The sequence below is a fragment of the Pandoraea communis genome (assembly GCF_902459745.1).
Classification (GTDB): domain Bacteria; phylum Pseudomonadota; class Gammaproteobacteria; order Burkholderiales; family Burkholderiaceae; genus Pandoraea; species Pandoraea communis.
The window spans coordinates 580,002-601,282 of the sequence record NZ_CABPSJ010000004.1; the positions used below are offsets into that span (position 1 = coordinate 580,002).

Genomic DNA, 21,281 nt, shown 5'->3' on the forward strand with positions numbered 1-21,281 from the left:
GGCGCCGCGAAGAGGGGATACCGCCGGTTACATGCGGCGCGGGGACATGCTTGCGACGAGATGCAACGCCCGTGTGACTCATGAAGGGGCAGGTTTTCGGATCTGCCCGATCGGCTTCGCTACGGGGCATTTGCTATGCTTGCGAACAGACCCGCCAACCCGCCACGCCCGCATGCTCCACCTATTCTTTTCCAACCGGTTCACCACGCTCGAAGCCGCGCTGCTGCGCGATCTTGCCCAAGTGCCCGGCGGCAGTGCCGGCGACGCTGGCAATCCGTTCGAGACGGAAACCATCGTCGTGCCAAGTGTGGCGGTGCGGCGCCGGCTTGAATTGGACTATGCGGATGTCTTCGGCGTGTGTGCCAACGTCCGTCTGGCCTATCTGGCCCAATGGCTGTGGGACATGGCGGGCAAGCTGCTCACGGTGCCGGAGAGTTCGCCGTTCGCGCCGGACCGCCTCGTCTGGCCGCTGTATCAATGTCTGGCGCAACCGTGGGTGGAAGCCTCGCCGCGTCTGGCGGGCTATCTGTCGGGGGCGGACGATGTCATGCGCTTCGAACTGGCCGATCGTCTGGCGCATATCTACGATCAATACCTGACATACCGGCCGAACTGGCTCGAACGGTGGCAATCGGGCGACACCATCGAGCCAGGGGTGGCAACGGGCTGGGGCGAGGTGCAGCGCGACGACGAAGCGTGGCAGAGTGCGTTGTGGCGGCAGGTGCTGGCGCATCTGGAGATTCGCGAGCGTCACCCGACGCTGCGCGCCATCGACCGGATCGAGCAACTCACACCTGAGACGGTGCCCGTCGGATGGCCCTCGCGTGTCTCGGTGTTCGCGCTGTCGTCGATGCCGCCTCTGTCGATGGCGCTGCTCAAGGCGATGTCTCGCCTGATCGACGTCCACCTGTATGTCCTCAATCCGTGCGAAAGCTATTGGTTCGACATCGTGCCGCCGTCGCGTCTGTCGTACCTGACGCGCCGTGACGGCGTCGCACATCGGGAAGTGGGACACCCCCTGCTCGCCGAGTGGGGACGGCAGACGCAGTCGCATATCGACGCACTGTATGCCGATTTGGCGCCGCAAGCCGTGGAGGACAGGGCGCTGTTCCAACCGAATCCTGCGCCGACGTTGCTCGCCGCGTTGCAGAACGGCATTCTCACGCTGGACGACGGCCGTCATGGCCCGCCCGACGGCGTCGGCGCCGACGGATCGGTTCAGGTGCATGTGTGCCATAGCCTGGCGCGCCAGATCGAAGTGCTGCACGACCGATTGCTGGCTTGCTTCGACGAAATTCCGGACTTGCGTCCCGATGACGTGCTGATCACTGTGCCGGATCTGGGCCGGGCGGCGCCGCTCATCGATGCCGTGTTCGGTACGGCGACGCCTCGCATTCCCTATCTGGTGACCGGTCTGCCGCCAACGCGCACCAATCCCGTCGCCCGCGCCTTTGCCTCGATTCTGGCGTTGCCGCAGCAACGCGTGGCGGCATCGAGTCTGGTGGAACTGGCGCGCACGGAGGCCGTCGCGCAACGCTATGACCTCGGTGGCAACGTGCTCGACGCCATTCAGAACTGGCTGCACGCCGCGGGCGCCCGGCGCGGCTGGCGCGGCGATGCGTTGTTGCGACTCGACGCCCAGCGTCCGGCGACGCTACCGGCGGCCGAAGCGAACGTCGCGCCCGCGCTGGAGCGGCACACGCTGGGCGACGCCATGATGCGATTGTTCCTCGGCTACGCGTTGCCGGACGATGCGCTGCCGGTCGACGATTGGCTTCCTGTCGGGGGGATCGAAGGTGGGCGCGCCGAACTTCTGGGGCAACTGGCGCGGCTGATCGACGATCTCGACGCGACAGCCGTGACGTTGCAAACCGAGCGCACAGGGCTCGCGTGGCGCGATCAGTTGCTGGCCATGCTGGAGCAATTCTTCTCCGACGAACCCCGCTTTGCCGACGATGTTGCCGAAGTGCGCATGGCCATCGAGCAGATCGGTTCTGCCATTGCCGACGGTGCGCCCGAGGTGCGGGTGCCGGTCGAAGTGGTGTCGCGTGTGCTGGCCGATGCGCTCGACGACCCGACTCGCGGCGGTGTGCCGTCGGGCCGGGTGACGTTCGCGGCAATTCCGAGCCTGCGACTGCTGCCGTACCGCGTGGTGTGCATGCTCGGGATGGACGACGGGGTGCTGCCGGGGCGCGTACGTGCCGACGAATTCGATTTGATGCGTGCGCTGCCGCAGCGCGGCGATCGCCAGCGCCGCGACGACGAGCGCAATCTCTTTCTCGATCTGATGTTGAGTGCGCAGGATCGGTTTCTGATGACATATACCGGGCGAAGCGTGCGCGATAACGCGCCGTTGCCACCATCGACTGCTGTGGACGAACTGCTCGACTTCACCGGGCAGTTTCTGGCGCCGGTGTCACAGGGATACTCCCTCGACGATCAGCGCGAAGCGCGCGAGCGTCTGGTGGTGCTGCATCCGTTGCAGCCATTTTCTCCGGCATATTTCGACGGGCGCGATGCGTCCCTCTTTAGCTATGACGTGTCCAACGGCGAAGCGGCGCAGCAATTGGCGGAGCAACTGGCTTCTCCTGCGCCGGAGGCTCCCGCTGCGCTTTTTGTGCGCGAGTCGTTACCTGCGATTGCACAAACGCATCTGACACTCGATGATCTGTTGCGCTTCTGGCGTCACCCGGGCCGAGCCTGGGCGCGCGACAGGCTGGGCCTGTCGCTTGGAGAGATGCTGACGGAGGTTGAAGACGAAGAGCCCTTCGTGCTCGATTGGGCCGGACGCGATGCGCTGGCGGCGCGGCTGTTGCCGCGGCTTTTGCGTCACGATGGACGGGATATGCGCACGCACGTCGACGCCATTGAGCGTATTGCGAATGTGAGCCATGAGCTGCCGGGCGGTGCGACCGGTGCCGTCTGGCGCCGACGAGAGCTGGGCGGCCTGCGTGCGCTGGCGGCGCAGGTGAGGGAAGCGCAGGCCGAGGGCACGCAAGAGCTGTTGGTAACGCTGCCCTTGAAACCGGCGTTGCCGCCGTCATGGCGCGAGTCGACGGATGCGGCATGGCACGGTGACGCCACCCTGTCTGCGGATTGCCTGTTGCAGGGGCGTCTGGCGCCCGTGTCGCGTTACGGGTTGGTGATGTATCGATACGGCAGCATGCGTCCGAGCGATCTGCTGGCGGCATGGCTGGCGCATCTCGCGCTTTGTGCGCATCTTCAGCAGCCTGAGCATGCCGGGCTGGATGTGGCGGCCAGAACCCTTTGGTACGGTGAAGACGAGACGTTTGCCTTGCGTCTGGTCGACGACGCGGCGACGCTGCTGGGGCAGTGGGTGGCGTTGTACCGGCTGGGGCAGACCCGGCCGTTGCCGTTCTTTGCTCGCAGCGCCTGGAAGCTGGCGAGCACAGGGAAGCCGGGCGAGGCCGAGAACGCGTGGCTTGGTTCGGCCTTCGCGCGCGGCGACTCGGACGACCCCTACACGCGATTGATCTGGCGTGGGGTCGAGAACCCGCTGGCGTCGCCGTTCGACTTGCTCGCCAACACGGTATTCGGTCCGGTGGTGCAGCACCTTGACGTCGTGGAGGGCGCATGACTCAGCTCATCGACCTCGACGTCTTCAGTTGCGATCTCGATGGCGTTTGCCTCATCGAGGCGTCGGCCGGTACCGGCAAGACCTGGAACATCTGCGCGCTGTACGTGCGCTTGCTGCTGGAAAAACAACTGACGGTCGAGCAGATTCTCGTCGTCACCTTCACCAATGCCGCGACGGCCGAGTTGCGTGAGCGTATCCGCGGGCGGCTGGCCGGGCTGGTCGCCGCGATGGCGCCGGTTTTCGGGGAGGAAGACGGCACGGCGAACGAAGACGCGGAAGACGAATTTCCCGACTTCGACCGCGATGCCAGCGACGACCCCTTGTTCAACGTGATGATCGCCGGGTTGATCGAGCGCGGTGAGATGACGCCGAAGGCGATTCGCGACTGTCTTCAAACGGCGTTGCGAGCCTTCGATCAGGCATCCATTCATACGATTCACGGTTTCTGCCAGCGTGCGCTCGCGGAGGTGCCGTTCGCCGCCGGGCTGCCGTTCGCCTACGAACTGGTGCCGGACGACAATGGTGTGCGGCACGACCTGGCGGTCGAATTCTGGCGTCGCGTGGTCGAACCGCTGGCGGCACAGGACGATGGTTTCGCTGCATGGCTGGTAGATCGCAAGCGCTCGCCGGGCACGCTTACGGACCAACTGGCGCGCCGGCTGAAGAAGCCGATGTCGGCGCTGCGCTGGCCTGCGGCAGTGGAGGGGCAAGCGCAAGCGTCGGCCGATGCTGCGTTGCTCGCGACCTACGCAGCGGCGTCGGACTGTTGGGAAGCCGAGGCATCGGCGATTGCCGATCTGATGCGCGCCGCATTGCCGTCGTACAAGAAGAACATCTATCACGAGACCTCGCTCGCGCAAGCCGTTTCGGCATGGCAGCGCTATCTCGGGGCGCGCGACGCCGCTGCGCTGCTGAGTCCCAAGGCGGAGTTGCTCACGACAACGCGCCTGGCCAAGGACATCAAGAAGGGCGAGACGCCGCCCGATCACCGGTTCTTCGAGATGGCGGACGTTCTCGTACGCGCGCGCGCCGATGCCGACGAACGTTACGCAATGCAATGGCTGAGGATTTTGCGCGAGTGGTTGACCCAGGCCCCCGACCAACTGGCACTTCGCAAACGCGAGTTGCGCGTGGTGTCGTTCGACGATCTGCTTGGCAATATCGCGCGCGCGCTGACCCAGCACCCCGATCTCGCCGACGCCTTGCGCTCGCGCTACCCCTGCGCGTTGATCGACGAGTTTCAGGATACCGACCCGCTGCAGTTCGCCATCTTCAGCGCGGTGTATGGACAGCGGGCGATGTCTGCGCCGGATGAGACGCCGGGACCGATGTTCATGGTCGGCGATCCGAAGCAGGCGATCTATAGCTTCCGCGCGGCGGACCTCCATACCTATCTGGCTGCGCGCGAGAACGCCGACGCGGCGTACACGCTCGCCGTCAATCAGCGCTCGACACCGGCCATCATCGAGGCGGGCAATCGTTTGTTCGGTGCCAACGACCGGGCGTTCGTGCTCGACGGACTCGAGTATCCGCCGGTGCGTCCGGGGGCTCGCCGGCGTCCACCGCTGTCGGACGTTCGCGAGGTGGCCGACTTCACTGTCTGGTGGTTGCCGGACGATGACGAACCGCTGTCCAAAGATGACGCGCAACAGGCCTGTGCGCGCGCCACCGCTGCGGAGGTGGCGCGCTTGCTGGCGGGTGCGTCGCGTGGCGAAGTCCTCGTCGGCGAGCGGCCACTGGCGCCTGCCGACATTGCGGTGATTGTGCAGACGCACCGGCAGGGCGCCTTGATGAAAGCGATGCTCGCGGAACATGCCGTGGGCAGTGTGGAACTGACGCAGGACTCCGTGTTTGCGAGTGAAGAAGCCGAAACACTGCTGCGGGTGCTACGCGCGGTGGAATCGCCCGGCGATGTGCGCGCATTGCGCGCGGCGCTCGCCACCGAACTGTTCGGGCTCGATGCAACGGCGTTGTATCGCATGCAGACCAGCGAAGCCTCCGATGCGGAAGCGATCGCGTGGATCGAGCGGTTGCAGCGGTATCGTCAGTTGTGGATCGATCGTGGTTTCTCGGCCATGTGGCGCACACTCATGCGCGAACTGGGGCTGGCGGCACGGCTCGTCGCGCAATCGGGCGGCGAGCGGCGCCTGACGAACTTCATGCATCTGGCTGAGCTTGCGCAGGCACGCTGGGCCGAGCAGCCGGGCATGCCGGCGCTGCTGCGCTGGCTGGCGTCGCAACGCAATGCGAGTGGCGGTGAAGAAGCGCAGTTGCGTCTCGAGTCGGACCAGAATCTGGTGCAGATCGTGACCGTTCACAAGTCGAAGGGGCTCGAGTACGGCGTGGTTTTCTGTCCGTTCCTTTGGGATGGTGCGGTGCGCGACGGCGGCAGCCTCGATGGACTTGAATACCACGACGGCCCTACGGCGGTGATCGATTTTACCGATGCTGCGGGCAAGGGCTCACCGGCGGCGGCCGCGCTCCGGCAGGAGCAGTCGGCGGAGCAGGCGCGGCTGCTGTATGTTGCGCTCACACGTGCAGTCTATCGCTGCTATCTGGCGGCAGGTATTTACGCGTCGCGCCGGAGCGTGAAAGAGGCGTGCGGCGGCATGCTGAATTGGTTGGCCGCCGGGCAGGGCGTGCCGTTCGACGCGTGGATTACGTCGACGGTCGATACCGACGAACGGGTTGCCGCTATCCGATCGGCGTGGAAGGCGCTTGTCGGCGGACCGCTGGCTGTCGTGCCGTTACCGACAGGCGATGCGCTCGATGCCGGCACGCGCGTCGCACATGATGCAGCCCCCGAAATCACCACGCGTGCCAGTACGCGGGCGTTGCGAGAAGTCTGGCGCATCGGCAGCTTCTCCGGATTGTTAGCCGGAATGCACGCGGGCCCTCAACTGGGAGGCGGTCAGCTCAGCGCACCGGAGCGCACGCGCCCCGACTACGATGCGCAAGCGAATGCGGGGCCGACGTTCGCCTTGCCGCCCGAGGGTGACGACGCCTGGCCACCGGCCGACGATATTCTTCGTTTCCCACGCGGCCCAGCCGCAGGCGAGAGCTTGCACCGCGTGTTCGAGTTGGCCGATTTCCAGTCGCGTGCGCAGTGGCCGCATGCTGTCTCGCGGGCCCTGCGTGAACGTCCGCCGGGGCGAGGTGCCGAACACAACGATACGTGGCGGGCCATGATGATGAACATGCTGGCCGACACCCTGGCGACACCGCTGCGTCCCGGTCTGCATTTGGCCGATGTGGCGCTGGCGGAGCGGCTCACCGAAATGGAGTTTACCTATCCGGCCGATGCCGTGTCGCTCGACGCGTTGCGCGGCTTGTTGCGCCAGTTCGGATACCCGGATCTGCCGCTCGATGCCACCGTGTTGCGTGGCTACCTGAAGGGCTTCATCGATCTGGTGTTCCGTCACGGTGGTCAATGGTGGATTCTTGACTGGAAGTCGAACTATCTCGGCACGGCACCCGAGAACTACGGTGCCGACGGCCTGCGCGAAGCGATGGCCGAGCATGGCTATCACCTTCAATATCTGCTTTACACCCTGGCGTTGCACCGCTATTTGCAACGGCGTATGACACATTACGATTACGACCGCGACATGGGGGGCAGCCTCTACCTCTTTGTCCGGGGCGTTCGGCCCGACTGGGCCAGTGCGCATCTGGCCGGTGACGATGTGCCAGGCGTTTTCTTCGACAAGCCGTCGCATGAGATGGTCGACGCGCTCGACCGTTTGTTCTCCGCGGGCGAAAACCCAGCGCTGGTGCAAGCGCTGGCGCTTGACTCGCGCAGTGGCGACGCCGTGCTCGACGGGGAGGGCGTATGAGCGATCACCGTCATACCGGCGATGTCTCGGGTGCACCGATAGCCGATAGCGGCGTGGTGCGACTGGCGCAAGGGTTCGCACGTCGGATGGCGCTGCTCGCACGAGGGCATGGTGCGGACGATGTGGCGTGCCGCTACGTCTGGCGTGCCGCGCTCGCGGTAAGTCTCGCCACGGCCGAAGGTCACGTCTGCGTGCCGCTCGATAATCTGCTCGACGCGCAGGCCAGCGGTGAGCTGTTCCCTGGCGACGCACCGGCCTTGTCCGTTTGGCGGGATGCGCTCTTCGCCAGCGGCTTGTGCGCCCGCGCCAGTCTCGCGCTGGCCCTGACGGACGACGCGCAGGCCGATGCCTTTCCGTTGCTGATCGACGATCAGGATCGGCTCTATCTGGCGCGTTATTACGGTTATGAGGCGCGTCTGGCGGCGGCGCTCGGACGCAAGTTGTGGTCGACTGTCCGCACGCCGGTAACGTCCGACGATCGCGCGCGTCTGCGGCGCTATTTCGGCGAGGGCGTGCTCGCTTCCCCCGACGGGCAACGCGAACCCAATTGGCAGATGGCGGCGGCAGCGCTTGCGCTGCAACGTTCGCTGGTGGTGCTTAGTGGCGGCCCCGGCACGGGCAAGACGACCACTGTGGTGGGCTTGCTCGCATGTTTGCTCGAGCGCGACGCCAACCTGCGGGTGGCGCTCGCCGCGCCCACAGGCAAGGCGGCACAGCGTATGCAGGAGGCGTTGACGGTACGGCAGGACCTTCCTGAGACGGTGCGTCAGGCGCTGCCCGAAGCCGCAGTGACGCTGCACCGGCTGCTTGGCGTCTTGCCCGAGTCTGCGGAGCAGGTCGGTCGGCGCTTTCGCCACCACGCGGGCAACCCGCTGCCCTACGACCTGATCGTCGTGGATGAGGCGTCGATGATCGATTTGTCGATGGCCACGCAATTGCTCGAAGCCGTGCCCGAAGGTGCGCGTCTGATCCTGTTGGGGGACAAAGATCAATTGGCGGCAGTCGAGGCGGGGGCCGTATTCGGGGAGTTGAGTGCGCAACGGACATTTTCCCCGGACATGCGTTCGCGCTTGTTATCCGCGCTGGAATGGCCCGCTGAAGCGCCGCCCCGGTCGGGACCGCTGGCCGCCATCGCCATTGCGGATGGCAATCAAGGGGGGGGCGGAGGAAATGCGCACGTATCGCAGGGCCTGGAAGACACTGTTGTGTGGCTGGAGCGTACCTATCGCTTCGGGGCGCACTCCGCCATCGGCCGGCTGGCTACCGCGATCAAGGCAGGCAAGGTGATCGAGGCGCGAAAGGAGTTCACTATCCCCGACGATGAGCGCGACGCGCGCTCGCATGCCGCCGCATCGCAGGCGCTTGGTACGGAGGCGGAGGGTGACACGGAGGGGGCAGACCGGGTAATGCTTAGCGAGGACGGCGGCATTCAATTGTCGCCCGCCCACCTGAACGCGCTGGCCGACGGGTATTCGGCGTACCTCGATGCGCTGGCCGAAGCGGTGACGACGATCGGGCAACTCGGCGACCCTGCGGCGGTCACCACGGCCGATATCGCCATGGTCGCGCAGCCGGTCTTCGCAGCGTTCGGCCAGTTCCGCGTGTTGTGCGCGACACGCGGCGGGCGGCGCGGTGTCGAGTTTCTCGGCGCACAACTGACGGCGCTGCTGGCGCGTCGCGCCGGCGTGGCGCTCGGTACCGGCGGCGGCGCATGGTTTGCAGGACGCCCGGTGCTGGTCACGCAGAACGAGTATGCGCTGAACCTGTTCAACGGCGACATCGGCATCGCACTGCCTCTTGGTCCGTCCGGCACGCTGCGTGTGGCGTTCGCCACACCGGACGGCGGGTATCGCCTCTACTCGCCCGCCAGTCTGCCTGCGCACGAAACAGCGTTCGCCATGACGATTCACAAGTCGCAGGGTTCGGAGTTCGAGCGCGTGGCGATGGTGCTGCCGGAGCAGGCGAGCCGGGTATTGTCGCGCGAACTGGTCTACACGGGGGTGACACGGGCACGCCGTCAGGCGTGGCTGTATGCGCCTTGGCCGGTGATCGCGTCGGCCATCGCGCGGCCGACGCAGCGCGATGGCGGATTGACCGACCGGTTGCGGGAGGTGCTGGCTACGATGCCGGATTCGACGCCGAGATAGCCGTCTCGGACGTCGAGCCCAAACGTGTGACGAGTAACTGATCGATCTTGTAGTTGTCGATGTCGACCACTTCGAACTTGTAGCCCGCGGCTTCCGTCGCTTCGGATTTTTTCGGAATGCGCTTGAGCTGATAGATCATGAACCCGGCGATGGTTTCAAACTCGCCTTCGCCGGGGAGTTCGTCGATGTCGAGGGCTTTTTTCACGTCTTCGACCGACGTCACACCGTCGACGAGCCACGAGTGGTCGTCGCGCTGCACGATCTGATCTTCGTCGGCGGGGTGAATGACGTCGCCCATGAGGGCACCGACGATGTCGTTGAGTGTCACCACGCCAACGACCAGACCGTATTCGTTGATGATGACGGCAAAGCCTTCGCGGGTTTCCTTGAAGCGCGCCAGCGCTTCGGACAGATTGAGCGTGTCGGGAATGACCAGCAGCTTCTTCGCGTAGAGGCGATCCAGATTGCGGATCACGCTCGACAGGTCTTCGCTGGCAATGCGCTGGAGTAGATCCTTCGAGTCGACGTAGCCCAGCACGTTGTCGATCTCGTCGCGGCACACGAGATATTTCGAGTGCGGGCTTTCGATCATCTTCTGGCGAATGCTGCGCTCTTCTTCCGCGATGGTGAAGTACACCACGTCGTCGCGAAACGTCATGACCGAGCCGACCGTGCGCGATTCCAGCTCGAACACGTTTTCAATCAGATGAAGTTCCTGTTTGCGGACCACACCGGCCTGCGCACCGGCACCGACCATGGCGGCAATGTCTTCCGAGGTGATGTTCTCGATGGCGTGCGTGGGCAACTTGAAGAGACGCAGGAATAGGTTCGCCACCCCGTTGAACAGATAGACGAGCGGGCGCAGGAGCTTCAGGCAAAGCAGCATCGGATCGATGATGCCCGTGGCGACACGCTCGGGATTCACCATTGCGAGGCGCTTGGGAATCAGATCGGCGAACTGGATGAAGGCGATCGTGATGAACAGGAACGAGCCGATGCCTGCGAGGCGCAAGGCGAGCGCCTGATCGATAAACGTCGAGAGCCACCCGAACAGGTAACTGGTCAGGAAGCTCTCGCCGAGCACCCCGCCAAGCACGGCGACCGCATTGACGCCGATCTGCACGACGGTGAAGAAGCTGCCGGGCTGCTCCTTGAGCGCGAGCACTTTGCCGGCCTGCAGATCGCCCTTTTCCACGAGCACTTGCAGCTTGGTGCGCTTGGCGGCAGTCAGAGAGATTTCGGCGGCGGAAAAGAAAGCGCTCACCAGAACCAGCAAGAAGATACTGAAAAGAAAACCGTAACCACTCATATTGTTATCCCTGTAAGTGCGAGAGCGGGTACATTGCCGCGACGCAGGCCGGACCCGTTTGCACGATGAAGGATCCGGTAGCAGGGAAACATTTCAAAACAAGGCCTGTGGGCCATCATTTTGAGATGCCTTCGGGCTGGAGCGCGGGAAACGCGTCCCCGGTCCGGCGCCAACGGCGAGTGAAATAAGCCGTGTGCCCCGTCTGGCGGGCCGCGTCAGCCGCGTCGGCTGTACCGCTGTCCGATAGCATGCCATAACTTCGGGGCAAGCCGACAGCGGATCCTGCCGGGGCGGGCGGGGACTCACTGCCGTTGTCTACGTCAGGGCGGTGCCTTACCCGAGCTGCGAGACCTCGTGTACAGAACCGACAATGGGCGTTCGCCCCCTCGGGCATCGTGAAAGCCGCATCGACGCAGTGTCGGGGCCGTGGCAACAGGCCATGCTTCTCTTTCCTGAGGAACGTACGACGATGAACGGTATACAGGCATCTCACTACCCGCCCGGCATGGGCAATATTGCGGCACCGGCGCCTATCGCCCTCGATCCAGCGGCGGGACTTGCCAACCCTGAAGGTATTCCGCTGGTGAGGGTTGCCAACGCCCGCGTTGGCAGTTTGATACATCCTTCGGTGATTCGTGACCCGCAAGTCGTGCCGATGCGACAACACTTGGACAAGCAATTCGTCAACGATTTCCTCGGCACGTCGCCGGAAACATCCTTCGGCCCGTACCTGCCGGGGCATGTCGACGCGGATAGCGTCAATGTGCTGCTGGCACCCTTGGCTGCCCCCACGAGCGGCGCAGGGCGAGGCGGGCAACCGGTGCTGAGCGCGTCCGCCGTGGAAACCCTTCATGTTTGCGCCAGTGCGGAAAACGTCAATCCGCGAATCGTGTCAGTCGACAGCAGCAGTCATCCGGTCCGTATGCCCTACGGTCGCAGCGAGCGTGCGCAGATTTGCCGGGGCATCGTGTGCGGATCGTTACTCGGTACGGGCGGGCGCAACGGCACGGTGCCGTTCGACAGTGGCCGTGACGACGTGACGACCATCGTCGCGGATACCGCGCGGCGGTGGACGGGCCACCCGGCGCTGGCTGGCAAGAAAGAGTGGTCGAGAGCGTGTGACGAACTGGAGTCGCCCGCGACGTTCATCGAGAAGGTGTGCGACCGTCTGCATCAGGGGTCTCGTGTTCTGCCCACGCGTGCGAGCACGGAATGGATGCTTCGCGTGGGATACGCCGACGGCCTGCCGATGCATCAGGCAATGGTGCGATCCGATTTGCCGCCCGCCGTCGCGTTAGGGTCGGACGACTGGGTCAAGCTTACCCTCGGCATCGAGCAACTCGGCGAGCGTCACTGGGAGATGCGCCACTCGGAAGTGATGGACGCGGCGGCGCTGCCCGCATCGAACACGAAGTCCTTTACGGCACTAGCAACGTCGATGTCGTCGAAGCCGCCGCACATTGCGACACAGCGGCTGCGCAATCAACTCACCTTGCGCGGTTTGCCCACGGCGCCGGCCGAGGGCACCACCGATGCGTCGGCACAGCGGTAAGCGCAGCCGGCCGGGCAAACGCCCGATCGTCAGGCGTCATTCGTAAAAAAACGCGCCCGGTGTTACCCGGGCGCGTTGGCATTTCGCATTGATGATCGGCTCAGGCGCGGCACAAACGAGTCATCGGACACACCGAGCGCAGAGGCGTCGCGTCAGGTGCGGCGATAGATTTCGGCGCCGCTCTTGACGAACTCGACGGCCTTGACTTCCATGCCCTGCTTGAGCGCCGCTTCGTCGGTAATGCCTTGCTTGGCGGCGTAATCGCGCACGTCCTGCGTAATCTTCATCGAGCAGAAGTGCGGTCCGCACATCGAGCAGAAGTGGGCGACCTTCGCGGAGTCCTTCGGCAGCGTTTCGTCGTGGAACTCGCGTGCCTTGTCCGGATCGAGGCCCAGATTGAACTGGTCTTCCCAACGGAATTCGAAGCGTGCCTTCGACAGGGCGTTGTCGCGAATCTGCGAGCCGGGATGGCCCTTCGCCAGATCGGCGGCGTGCGCGGCAAGCTTGTACGTGATGATGCCTTCCTTCACGTCGTCCTTGTTCGGCAAGCCAAGGTGTTCCTTCGGCGTGACGTAGCACAGCATGGCGGTGCCATACCAGCCGATGGTCGCGGCACCGATGCCCGACGTGATGTGGTCGTAACCGGGGGCGATGTCCGTCGTCAGCGGTCCGAGCGTGTAGAACGGGGCTTCGTCGCAGTACTCGAGCTGGAGATCCATGTTCTCCTTGATGAGCTGCATCGGCACGTGGCCCGGGCCTTCGATCATGACCTGCACGTCGTGCTTCCAGGCGACCTGCGTGAGTTCGCCCAGCGTCTTCAGTTCGGAGAGTTGCGCTTCGTCGTTGGCGTCGTAGATCGAGCCCGGACGCAGACCGTCGCCGAGCGAGAATGCGACGTCATACGCCTTCATGATTTCACAGATCTCTTCGAAGTGCGTGTACAGGAAGCTCTCTTTGTGATGGGCGAGGCACCACTTGGCCATGATCGAGCCGCCGCGGCTCACGATGCCGGTCATGCGGTTGGCGGTCATCGGCACATACGCGAGGCGCACACCGGCGTGAATCGTGAAGTAGTCCACGCCTTGTTCGGCCTGTTCGATGAGCGTGTCGCGGAACATTTCCCACGTCAGTTCTTCGGCCTTGCCGTTTACCTTCTCGAGCGCCTGATAGATCGGCACCGTGCCGATCGGCACCGGGCTGTTGCGCAGAATCCATTCGCGCGTCTCGTGAATGTGCTTGCCGGTCGACAGATCCATTACCGTGTCGCCGCCCCAGCGGATCGCCCACGTCATCTTGTCGACTTCTTCGCCGATCGACGACGTCACGGCCGAGTTGCCGATGTTCGCGTTGATCTTCACGAGGAAGTTGCGGCCGATGATCATCGGCTCGGATTCCGGGTGGTTGATGTTGTTCGGGATGATGGCGCGGCCGCGGGCGATTTCGCTGCGCACGAACTCCGGCGTGATCTCTGCGGGAATGCTGGCGCCGAAATGCTGCCCCGGATGCTGGCGCGAGAGCAGCTTGGCCAGACGCTCGCCTTGCGGGCCGGCGTTGCGCACGCTTTCGATGTATTCCTGGCGGCGCAGGTTTTCGCGAATGGCGATGTATTCCATCTCGGGCGTGATGATGCCCTGACGCGCGTAGTGCATTTGCGTCACGTTCTTGCCGGCCTTGGCGCGGCGCGGCGTGCGATGCAGGCCGGGGAAGCGCAGGTCGGCGGTCGCGGCGTCGGCGGCGCGCTCACGGCCGAAGGTGGACGTGAGGCCCGGCAGCGCTTCGGTGTCGCCGCGCTCGTCGATCCAGGTGGCGCGCAGGGCAGGCAGGCCGGAGCGGATATCGATTTTGGCGTCGGGATCGGTGTACGGACCGGATGTGTCGTAGACGAAGATCGGCGGGTTCTTCTCGCCGCCAAAGCTCGTCGGCGTGTCGGATTGCGAGATTTCACGCATCGGAACACGGATGTCGGGGCGCGAGCCGGTGACGTAGATCTTTCGGGAATTCGGCAGCGGTGCGATCGCGGCTTCGTCCACGCGCGCGTTGGCTGAGAGGAATTTCGGATTGGCGTTCATGCAATGTCTCCTGGCGGGGCACGTGTTGACGCCGACAAATTCGGCGCAAAGCGGCTCAGGAGCATGAACGGGGGCGAGGAACTTCTACGCTCCCTGCGCTGGCATTATCCAGATCAGGTTCTAAGGGTATTTCTCACCCACAACTCACGTTGCAGGACCCCTGCGCTAGCTTTGCGGCAACGATACACCGACATGCCGGGCAAACACAAGCGCGGTGTGTCCCGAAAAGCGTGAACCACCGATGGTGCAATGCGACATGAGAATTGCCGACACCCACCGTGGGGTGCGCTGCCTGCGTCAGGTGAGGGCGGGTGTCTTGTCGTCTTCGTCGAACGCGCGTGCGAGCCGTTGGGCGACATCCCCGGCCAGGGCTTCGGGCACGTTGGTAAAGCTCATCACGAGCGCGGGCGGCAACTGGCGGGTGAGGCTGAAGAACGACAGCGCGCCCGGTGCAATGCCGTGCCGGAACGCGGTGCGGCACAGGGCGCGATCATGGCGGTGCGGCGCCAGCCAGCCGAGCAGATGCATGCCGCCGGCTTGCTGCGCGAGTTCGATGCGTCCCGGCAGGTGTTCACGCAGCGCCTGCGCGAGCGCGGCACGGCGTTCTCCGTAGAGCTGGCGCATGCGCTTGATGTGGCGGCTGAAATGTCCTTGTGTGATGAAGTCGGTGACGGTGGCCTGTTCGATCCATCCCTGCGCTGGGGACGAGAGCGACGCGCTGGCGATGAACGCGTCGCACAGCGCGGGCGGCACGACCAGATAGCCCAGGCGCAAGCCGGGAAACAGCACTTTGCTGAACGACCCGGCGTAGAGCACGCGCTCCCCGCCGTCCAGACTCTTGAGCGCCGGCAACGGTGCGCCGGTGTAGCGGAATTCGCTGTCGTAGTCGTCCTCGACGATCCAGGCGTCATGCGCCTGAGCCCACGCCAGCAGCGCGAGGCGGCGCGCGAGCGGCAGCGTGACCGATAAGGGTGACTGATGCGAGGGCGTGACGACCGCGAGCCGGGCGTCGGGGGCGGCCCGCTCGCCCGCAGCGACGTCGAGTCCGTCATGATCGACGGCCACCGGCACCAGCGCGGCGCGGCTCATTCGAAGCGCCTCCTGCGCGCGGAAATAGCCCGGATCTTCACACCATACGGCATCGCCCGGACGCAGTAGCACGCGTGCGATCGATGCGAGGGCACCCTGATAGCCGGCGGTGACGATGATCTGACCAGGTTCGCAATGAATGCCCCGTGCGATCGCCAGATAACCGGCAATGGCCTCGCGCAGCGGTGCCCAGCCGATGGCGCTCTGATAGTGCAGCCCTTCGGGGGAAAGATGTCGTGCATGACGCGCCGCGAGCCGGGCCCACAATTTGCGCGGGAATTCGTCGAGGGCAGGCAGGCCGTTCTGCAACGGCAACGGCATACCGAAGGCGTTTAGCGCAATGCTGCTGGGGTTCTCTGGCTGCGCGTGGCCGGGCAACGTTGGCGAGTCGGACTTTTCGCCGGTGGCCGCTTCGGGACGGTGCGACCGGGTGGCGTTGGCTTGCGGCGGTATGGCTTTCGCCGCGGCACCGAGACGCGTGCCATCCAACTGCGGGTTGACGCGGCTGCCTGCGGCGCCGCGCCCCACGACGAAGCCCTCCGCGACCAGCCGTTCATACGCGGCTTCGACCGTTCCGCGTGCCACGCCGAGTTCACTCGCGAGCGCCCGCGTCGAGGGCAGCCGGCTCGATGGCGCGAGCTTGCCCGAGAGAATGCCGTCGCGGATGCGCTCGTAAAGCGCGCGGTAGGTGGGAACGCCGGCGGCCTGCGCGGCATCGGCCAGATGCAGGGCCGCGAGTGCGGCAGGGCTGGATTTTTCGGACATCGCGCAATGCCTCGCGTGGCTTGGGGGCTGGGTAGGGGCTCGATGGATAAGCCCTCCGCGCTTTGTCGGCGCCGGTTTCCGGTCGGGCTTATCTTGGCCTACCGATTCTATTAGGTTTTGGCTCTTCTGGATGAGACAAGGCGTGCGTATCGTTTGGGGTGTGAATGCATCGTATGCGTGACGACGACATACACCTGTTACCTCGGCATTATCTGACCTGAAGGGAGAATCGACTTATGCAACGCCTGAACTTCATCAACGCGGCGCCGCGCCCGTACGAACATCTGGGCACGTTGAGCCACTATTTCCATGACTGCGGCTTACCGGACGGGCTGGTCGAACTGGTCTGGCTCCGCGCGTCGCAACTCAATGGCTGCGCGTTCTGCATCGACATGCACGTGGCCGACGCCCTGAAAATCGGCATCGACCCGCGTCGCTTGCATTTGCTCGTCGCCTGGCGCGAGACCGAGTTGTATTCGCCGGCCGAGCGTGCCGCGCTGGCCTGGACGGAAGCCGTCACCAACGTCCAGGATGGACACGTGCCGGACGATGTTTTCGACGAGTTGCGCGCCCACTACGACAACAAGCAGATCGCCGATCTGACGTTCGCCGTCGCCACGATCAACGCGTGGAACCGGGTGGCGATTTCGTTCCGGTCGGCGCTGCCGAAAACCCCGCAGGGCGTGCGCTGAGGCTGCATGACGGCGCGATTCTTGACGCGATGCGAAGCGAAGCGCCGTCTGACGCCAACCGACGCCAACGTCACTGCGCCAGACGCACTTCGCGCTGAAACTCGCGCGGCATGAGCCGTAGCGCGTCGCGGAAGAACCGCCGGTCGGGCGGCGGCAGCATCGGCAGCACGCGGCCCAGCGATCGCGCGGCGTGCAACGCCTGCGGCGAATCGCCGTCCTGATGCAGCGCAAACCACAGCATCTCGAACCACAGGTTGGCGAGCTGCAGCGGCTCGAAGCGAATGCGTCCCTCTTCGTGATCGGCGAGCGTCGTGGCCACCACATCCGTCCATTGCGTGAAACCCTTGGCCCGGGAGAAGGGCGCACCGAACGGCTGCACGGCGTCGAGGAACGCGTCGACGGCGAGGGGTGTGCTCGCGCGCAAGGTCATCAGATCGGGGTCGCGCCGCACCGGTACGGCGCCCCGCGCGATACGCAACAGGAAGACGGTATTCCAGACTGAGTTGCCGCCTACACCGAAGCGGTCGCAGATCCATTCCGACAGACCGATCCAGCGCAGCGCCTGACGCTGCACGTCGGCGGTAGCGAGGCGTCTGCCGGGATCGATGAGCGCACCCTGCCAGAACAGCCACAACGACAGCCCGATGTTCGCCGCGACGTGCTGTGCGAGTTCGATGGAGTCGGCTTCGAATGCTGCCTGCAAGGCGTCGGAGAACGCGGCCAGCGCATTGGCGGCCGACTGTGCCCGTGCGGGCATCGGACCGGGACGCGCGGCGTGCGACTTGTACAGCAACGCTTGCAGATTCCGGCTTTCGAAGCGGATGCGCGGGTTGTAGACGAGGCAAGGGGCGAGCGAGGCGTCGTCTCCGATGCGTTGCAGATGCGCAAACGCGCCGGCCTCGTCGCGCAAGGCGTACGCCTGCCACGCCTGCACGATCCAATGCATGGCGCGTAACGTGGGCGAGCCCGGCGGGGCCGCGCCGAAGGTCGCGGCGAGTGTGGCGAGCGTCTGTTTCGTGCGCGCCGCGTCGCCCATGCGGCGCCACACGATTGTTTCGGCGAGCAGGGCGATGCCGCGTTGCACGTCGTCGACGGCACACACCTGCGCCGCATGGAACGACGGGATCGCGCCCGTGCGCTGGCGCCGCGCCGCGGCTCCCTGCGAGGACGCTTGCGGCGGTGCGAAGAACACCCCGTCCTGCATATCGCGCTTGCCAAGCGTCAGGTGATGCCAGAACGCGATGTCTTGCATGACGTAATCGAGCGCAGGCGATTGCGTATCCGGTGCGGCGTCTTGCGGCAATCCGAGGAATGCGGCAATGGCGCGACGCGGATCGTCGGGCGTCGTGTCTCCGATCGCCACAACGATGCGCGACATCTCATGCCGGGCTAGCCAGAACGGCCCTTTGCCCCGGCCGCGCGTCGGCAGCAGACGCACGTCGGCGAGCCTGTCGTCGCCCCAGCCCACAGCGATGCCCCAGCGGGTGAAGTCGGAGAACGCGCGGCTGATCAGCATGCGCAAATCACCTGCCACACCCGACTGACCGAAACGGATTTTCAGCGACGCCAGGGAGACGGGCGACGTCTCGTAACGCGCCGCGTAATAGACCCGCATCAACAGCCACAGACTCTGGTAGCGCACGGGTTGCGCATTGATCTTCTGAGGGGCGTCGAGGCGCACGACGAGCGCAGGCGCGTCGGCGGTAGCGCGGGCGAGGTTTGGGGCAGGTGTGTCGGGCATGGCGTCGAGAGGTATCGAATCGCACCGGGCAGCGGACGGCATCCGCAGCATTGACGGACGCTTCCGAAGGGGCGCACCGATGATACGGCGGTTACGTCGGTTACGGTAGCTTTGCTTTGCACCTGTTGAAACACGCACTATCCTGCAAGCGCTTCCGGGAAGCCGGCGCCAGGCCAGCGCCACTGCCAACGTTCCCGCCATTCCCATGGCATCCCAAGAATTAAGGATAACGAAATGAAAAAGCTGATCTCTCGCTGGCGGCGTGGTGTATCCGGGCTGCGGCTCGTGCTCGTGCTCGCGGTTGTGTCTCCCATGGTGCTCGCTGTCCCGGCGCATGCGGCGGAACCGGCGAAGGCCGCAACGGTGCACATGACGGAGCGTGCCGACTGGGGCAAGCTTTTCGACGCGGAAGGTGTGAAGGGAACGATCGTGGTGCTCGACGGGCGCACGCAGACGTATCAGGCGTTCGACACGGCACGCGCCGAGCGGCGGATGTCGCCTGCGTCGACGTACAAGATATTCAACAGCTTGCTTGCGCTAGAGTCGGGCGCGCTCGACAACGAGCGCGAGATCATTCCCTGGGATGGCAAGCCTCGCCGGATGAAAAACTGGAATGCGGCGATGGATTTGCGCACGGCGTTTCGCGTGTCGTGCCTGCCGTGCTATCAGATTGTCTCGCACAAGATTGCGCGTCAGTTCGCGCAGGCCAAGCTCAACGAGGCCGGTTACGGGAACCACACCATCGGACGCGCTGCCGACGCCTATTGGATCGACGACAGCCTACAGATCTCGGCGCGCGAGCAAGTCGATTTCCTGCAACGTCTTGCGCGCGGAACGCTGCCGTTCTCGGCGCGCTCGCAGGACATCGTGCGTCAGATGTCGATTGTCGAAGCCAATCCCGACTACGTGTTGCACGGCAAGACGGGCTGGTTTGTCGACAAGAAGCCGGATATCGGCTGGTGGGTGGGCTGGATCGAGCGCGACGGCAACATCACGAGCGTGGCGCTGAACATCGATCTGAAGGACGACGCCGATGCGCCCAAGCGCGCGCGTATTGTGCGAGCCGTGCTGAAGCGTCTGCAGTTGATCTGAGCGGGAAATCGCGCGGCGCGCACGCCGGCAGGCGCCGCGTCCGCGCGATGGATGCGATTTACAGCGCGCGTCCGTGTTTGAGAGCGGCAGCGATTTCCGCCACATGACGGCCTTGCGTCTTCGCAATCTTCAGTTCGTTCTGGCTGGGCTGTCGCGAACCGTCGCCTGCGGCGAGCGTGGTCGCGCCGTAGGGCGTGCCGCCGGTAATTTCCGTCATATTAGTGAGGCCCGGCTCGGTGTACGGCACGCCGACGATGACCATGCCGTGGTGCAGCAGTGTGGAGTGAAAACTCGTGATCGTTGTTTCCTGGCCCCCGTGCTGCGTTGCCGTGCTGGCAAATACACTGCCGACCTTGCCCACGAGCGAGCCCTTGGCCCAGAGGCCGCCGGTCTGATCGAGGAAGTTGCGCATCTGCGCGGTCATGTTGCCGAAGCGGGTCGGGGTGCCGAAGATGATGGCGTCGTAATCGGCAAGTTGATCGACGCGGGCGACGGGCACGCTTGCGAACGCGGCACGCGCGGCTTTCGCGCCGCTCTTCTCGAGAACGTCGTCAGGCACCAGTTCAGGGACTTGCATCACGGTGACATCGGCGCCGGCGACGCTGCGTGCGCCTTCGGCGACCGCCTCGGCCATCTTGTAGATGTGCCCGTACATGCTATAGAACACCACCAGGATTTTGGCGTTGGCCATGAGAATCTCCTTTGGGGTCGAAGGATGCCGGCGGCGCGGGCGGTTTGCCACGCGAGGCAAGCTTTTCCATCATAGCCGACACGCATGACGAAACGTCGAGTCCGTCGGTCGCCGGGCAAGTAACGAGACGATTTGCCGCAGTGAGGATGTCGCAGTGTTCACCCGAAGATGGCCAGGACCTTGGTGGGGGCTGGCGCTGGCGCGCGCCGCTTAACGCAGACGCGAGCCGATGAGGCAGCCCAGGGCAAGTGCCGCCATCAGTACCGTGACGCTCGCCGACACGCCGCCCGCCAGCGCGAGTCCGATGGCGGCAAGGCCATGCGCCAGTACCGCAGCAGGTACGATCAGCACGGCGCTCACGACACACCAGCGCATGACATAGCGCCACATGAAGCGGCTCACGATACGCATCCGTGCGTCGAGTTGATGCCGCTGCCAGAAGGACAGATCGGCGGCCGCGTGAAAGAGCCACAGCGGGCTGAAGTATTTGATGAACAAGTCCATGACGCCACACAGGAAACACAATGCCCGCAGGGGCGCGGGCATGTCGTCGAGGCACGATGGCAAGGCAGATGCCGGATAGCACTGTCGTGCACTTTGGGGGAAGTCGACGCATGAGAATTGTAGCAGGCACTCACTCACTTCGTGCGCCGTCAGCGAATCGCACATCCGTTTATTGTGCTGAATCTCGCGCAACGCTCAC

General features: G+C 64.7%; 12 protein-coding genes and 1 riboswitch. Of the genes, 6 read left to right on the forward strand and 6 right to left on the reverse strand.

Features of this window, described 5'->3' with window-relative positions; translation table 11 throughout:
- The first annotated feature begins 172 nt into the window (after window positions 1-172).
- Genes recC through recD form a run of 3 tightly spaced genes read left to right on the forward strand, consistent with a single transcriptional unit; the run spans window position 173 to window position 9,578 of the window.
- Window positions 173-3,598: an exodeoxyribonuclease V subunit gamma gene (gene recC, locus PCO31110_RS17340; protein ID WP_150690974.1), complete on the forward strand. Its 3,426-nt coding sequence runs from the start codon at window positions 173-175 to the stop codon at window positions 3,596-3,598.
- Window positions 3,595-7,431, forward strand: a complete 3,837-nt coding sequence (gene recB / locus PCO31110_RS17345; RefSeq protein ID WP_150690975.1) for an exodeoxyribonuclease V subunit beta — start codon at window positions 3,595-3,597, stop codon at window positions 7,429-7,431. The genes recC and recB overlap by 4 nt, the downstream gene beginning before the upstream one ends.
- A complete protein-coding gene (gene recD, locus PCO31110_RS17350; RefSeq protein WP_150690976.1) occupies window positions 7,428-9,578 on the forward strand; it encodes an exodeoxyribonuclease V subunit alpha in 2,151 nt (716 codons plus the stop codon). The genes recB and recD overlap by 4 nt, the downstream gene beginning before the upstream one ends.
- Here the strand turns inward: recD and paeA are convergent.
- Window positions 9,550-10,887, reverse strand: coding sequence for a polyamine export protein PaeA (gene paeA / locus PCO31110_RS17355; protein WP_150690977.1), 1,338 nt, complete (start codon window positions 10,885-10,887; stop codon window positions 9,550-9,552). The two genes, recD and paeA, sit on opposite strands and share 29 nt — an antisense overlap.
- Window positions 10,888-11,326: 439 nt before the next feature.
- On the opposite strand from paeA, the gene PCO31110_RS17360 reads away from it, so the two are divergent.
- Window positions 11,327-12,439, forward strand: coding sequence for a hypothetical protein (locus tag PCO31110_RS17360; protein ID WP_150690978.1), 1,113 nt, complete (start codon window positions 11,327-11,329; stop codon window positions 12,437-12,439).
- A 152-nt stretch (window positions 12,440-12,591) separates the two neighbouring features.
- Here PCO31110_RS17360 and thiC read toward each other — a convergent pair whose 3' ends face one another.
- Window positions 12,592-14,508: a phosphomethylpyrimidine synthase ThiC gene (gene thiC, locus PCO31110_RS17365; RefSeq protein WP_010807046.1), complete on the reverse strand. Its 1,917-nt coding sequence runs from the start codon at window positions 14,506-14,508 to the stop codon at window positions 12,592-12,594.
- A 73-nt stretch (window positions 14,509-14,581) separates the two neighbouring features.
- Window positions 14,582-14,680: riboswitch (TPP riboswitch) on the reverse strand.
- A 125-nt stretch (window positions 14,681-14,805) separates the two neighbouring features.
- Window positions 14,806-16,362 (reverse strand): MocR-like pyridoxine biosynthesis transcription factor PdxR, encoded by a 1,557-nt coding sequence (gene pdxR, locus PCO31110_RS17370; RefSeq protein WP_150690979.1) that lies wholly within the window; start codon window positions 16,360-16,362, stop codon window positions 14,806-14,808.
- Between the two features lie 236 nt (window positions 16,363-16,598).
- Between pdxR and PCO31110_RS17375 the strand changes: the two genes are divergently transcribed.
- Complete coding sequence (locus tag PCO31110_RS17375; protein ID WP_010807044.1) at window positions 16,599-17,054, forward strand: carboxymuconolactone decarboxylase family protein; 456 nt, start codon at window positions 16,599-16,601, stop codon at window positions 17,052-17,054.
- Window positions 17,055-17,124: 70 nt separating this feature from the next.
- On the opposite strand, the gene PCO31110_RS17380 is transcribed toward PCO31110_RS17375, so the two are convergent.
- Window positions 17,125-18,795, reverse strand: a complete 1,671-nt coding sequence (locus tag PCO31110_RS17380) for a hypothetical protein (protein ID WP_150690980.1) — start codon at window positions 18,793-18,795, stop codon at window positions 17,125-17,127.
- Between the two features lie 234 nt (window positions 18,796-19,029).
- On the opposite strand from PCO31110_RS17380, the gene blaOXA reads away from it, so the two are divergent.
- Complete coding sequence (gene blaOXA / locus PCO31110_RS17385) at window positions 19,030-19,887, forward strand: OXA-62 family carbapenem-hydrolyzing class D beta-lactamase (RefSeq protein ID WP_150690981.1); 858 nt, start codon at window positions 19,030-19,032, stop codon at window positions 19,885-19,887.
- A 58-nt stretch (window positions 19,888-19,945) separates the two neighbouring features.
- Here the strand turns inward: blaOXA and wrbA are convergent, their stop codons facing one another.
- Both wrbA and PCO31110_RS17395 read right to left on the reverse strand, forming a co-directional pair.
- Window positions 19,946-20,578, reverse strand: a complete 633-nt coding sequence (gene wrbA / locus PCO31110_RS17390) for an NAD(P)H:quinone oxidoreductase (RefSeq protein ID WP_010807041.1) — start codon at window positions 20,576-20,578, stop codon at window positions 19,946-19,948.
- Between the two features lie 210 nt (window positions 20,579-20,788).
- Entirely contained in the window at window positions 20,789-21,082 is a 294-nt protein-coding gene (locus PCO31110_RS17395) for a hypothetical protein (RefSeq protein ID WP_010807040.1), read from the reverse strand.
- Between the last annotated feature and the right edge of the window lie 199 nt (window positions 21,083-21,281).

What these genes read in the sequence shown, in the direction of transcription:
- recC (WP_150690974.1), top strand. Translation starts at nt 173, where the DNA reads ATGCTCCACCTATTCTTTTCCAACCGGTTCACCACGCTCGAAGCCGCG.
- recB (WP_150690975.1), top strand. Translation starts at nt 3,595, where the DNA reads ATGACTCAGCTCATCGACCTCGACGTCTTCAGTTGCGATCTCGATGGC.
- recD (WP_150690976.1), top strand. Translation starts at nt 7,428, where the DNA reads ATGAGCGATCACCGTCATACCGGCGATGTCTCGGGTGCACCGATAGCC.
- paeA (WP_150690977.1), bottom strand. Translation starts at nt 10,887, where the DNA reads ATGAGTGGTTACGGTTTTCTTTTCAGTATCTTCTTGCTGGTTCTGGTG.
- PCO31110_RS17360 (WP_150690978.1), top strand. Translation starts at nt 11,327, where the DNA reads ATGCTTCTCTTTCCTGAGGAACGTACGACGATGAACGGTATACAGGCA.
- thiC (WP_010807046.1), bottom strand. Translation starts at nt 14,508, where the DNA reads ATGAACGCCAATCCGAAATTCCTCTCAGCCAACGCGCGCGTGGACGAA.
- pdxR (WP_150690979.1), bottom strand. Translation starts at nt 16,362, where the DNA reads ATGTCCGAAAAATCCAGCCCTGCCGCACTCGCGGCCCTGCATCTGGCC.
- PCO31110_RS17375 (WP_010807044.1), top strand. Translation starts at nt 16,599, where the DNA reads ATGCAACGCCTGAACTTCATCAACGCGGCGCCGCGCCCGTACGAACAT.
- PCO31110_RS17380 (WP_150690980.1), bottom strand. Translation starts at nt 18,795, where the DNA reads ATGCCCGACACACCTGCCCCAAACCTCGCCCGCGCTACCGCCGACGCG.
- blaOXA (WP_150690981.1), top strand. Translation starts at nt 19,030, where the DNA reads ATGAAAAAGCTGATCTCTCGCTGGCGGCGTGGTGTATCCGGGCTGCGG.
- wrbA (WP_010807041.1), bottom strand. Translation starts at nt 20,578, where the DNA reads ATGGCCAACGCCAAAATCCTGGTGGTGTTCTATAGCATGTACGGGCAC.
- PCO31110_RS17395 (WP_010807040.1), bottom strand. Translation starts at nt 21,082, where the DNA reads ATGGACTTGTTCATCAAATACTTCAGCCCGCTGTGGCTCTTTCACGCG.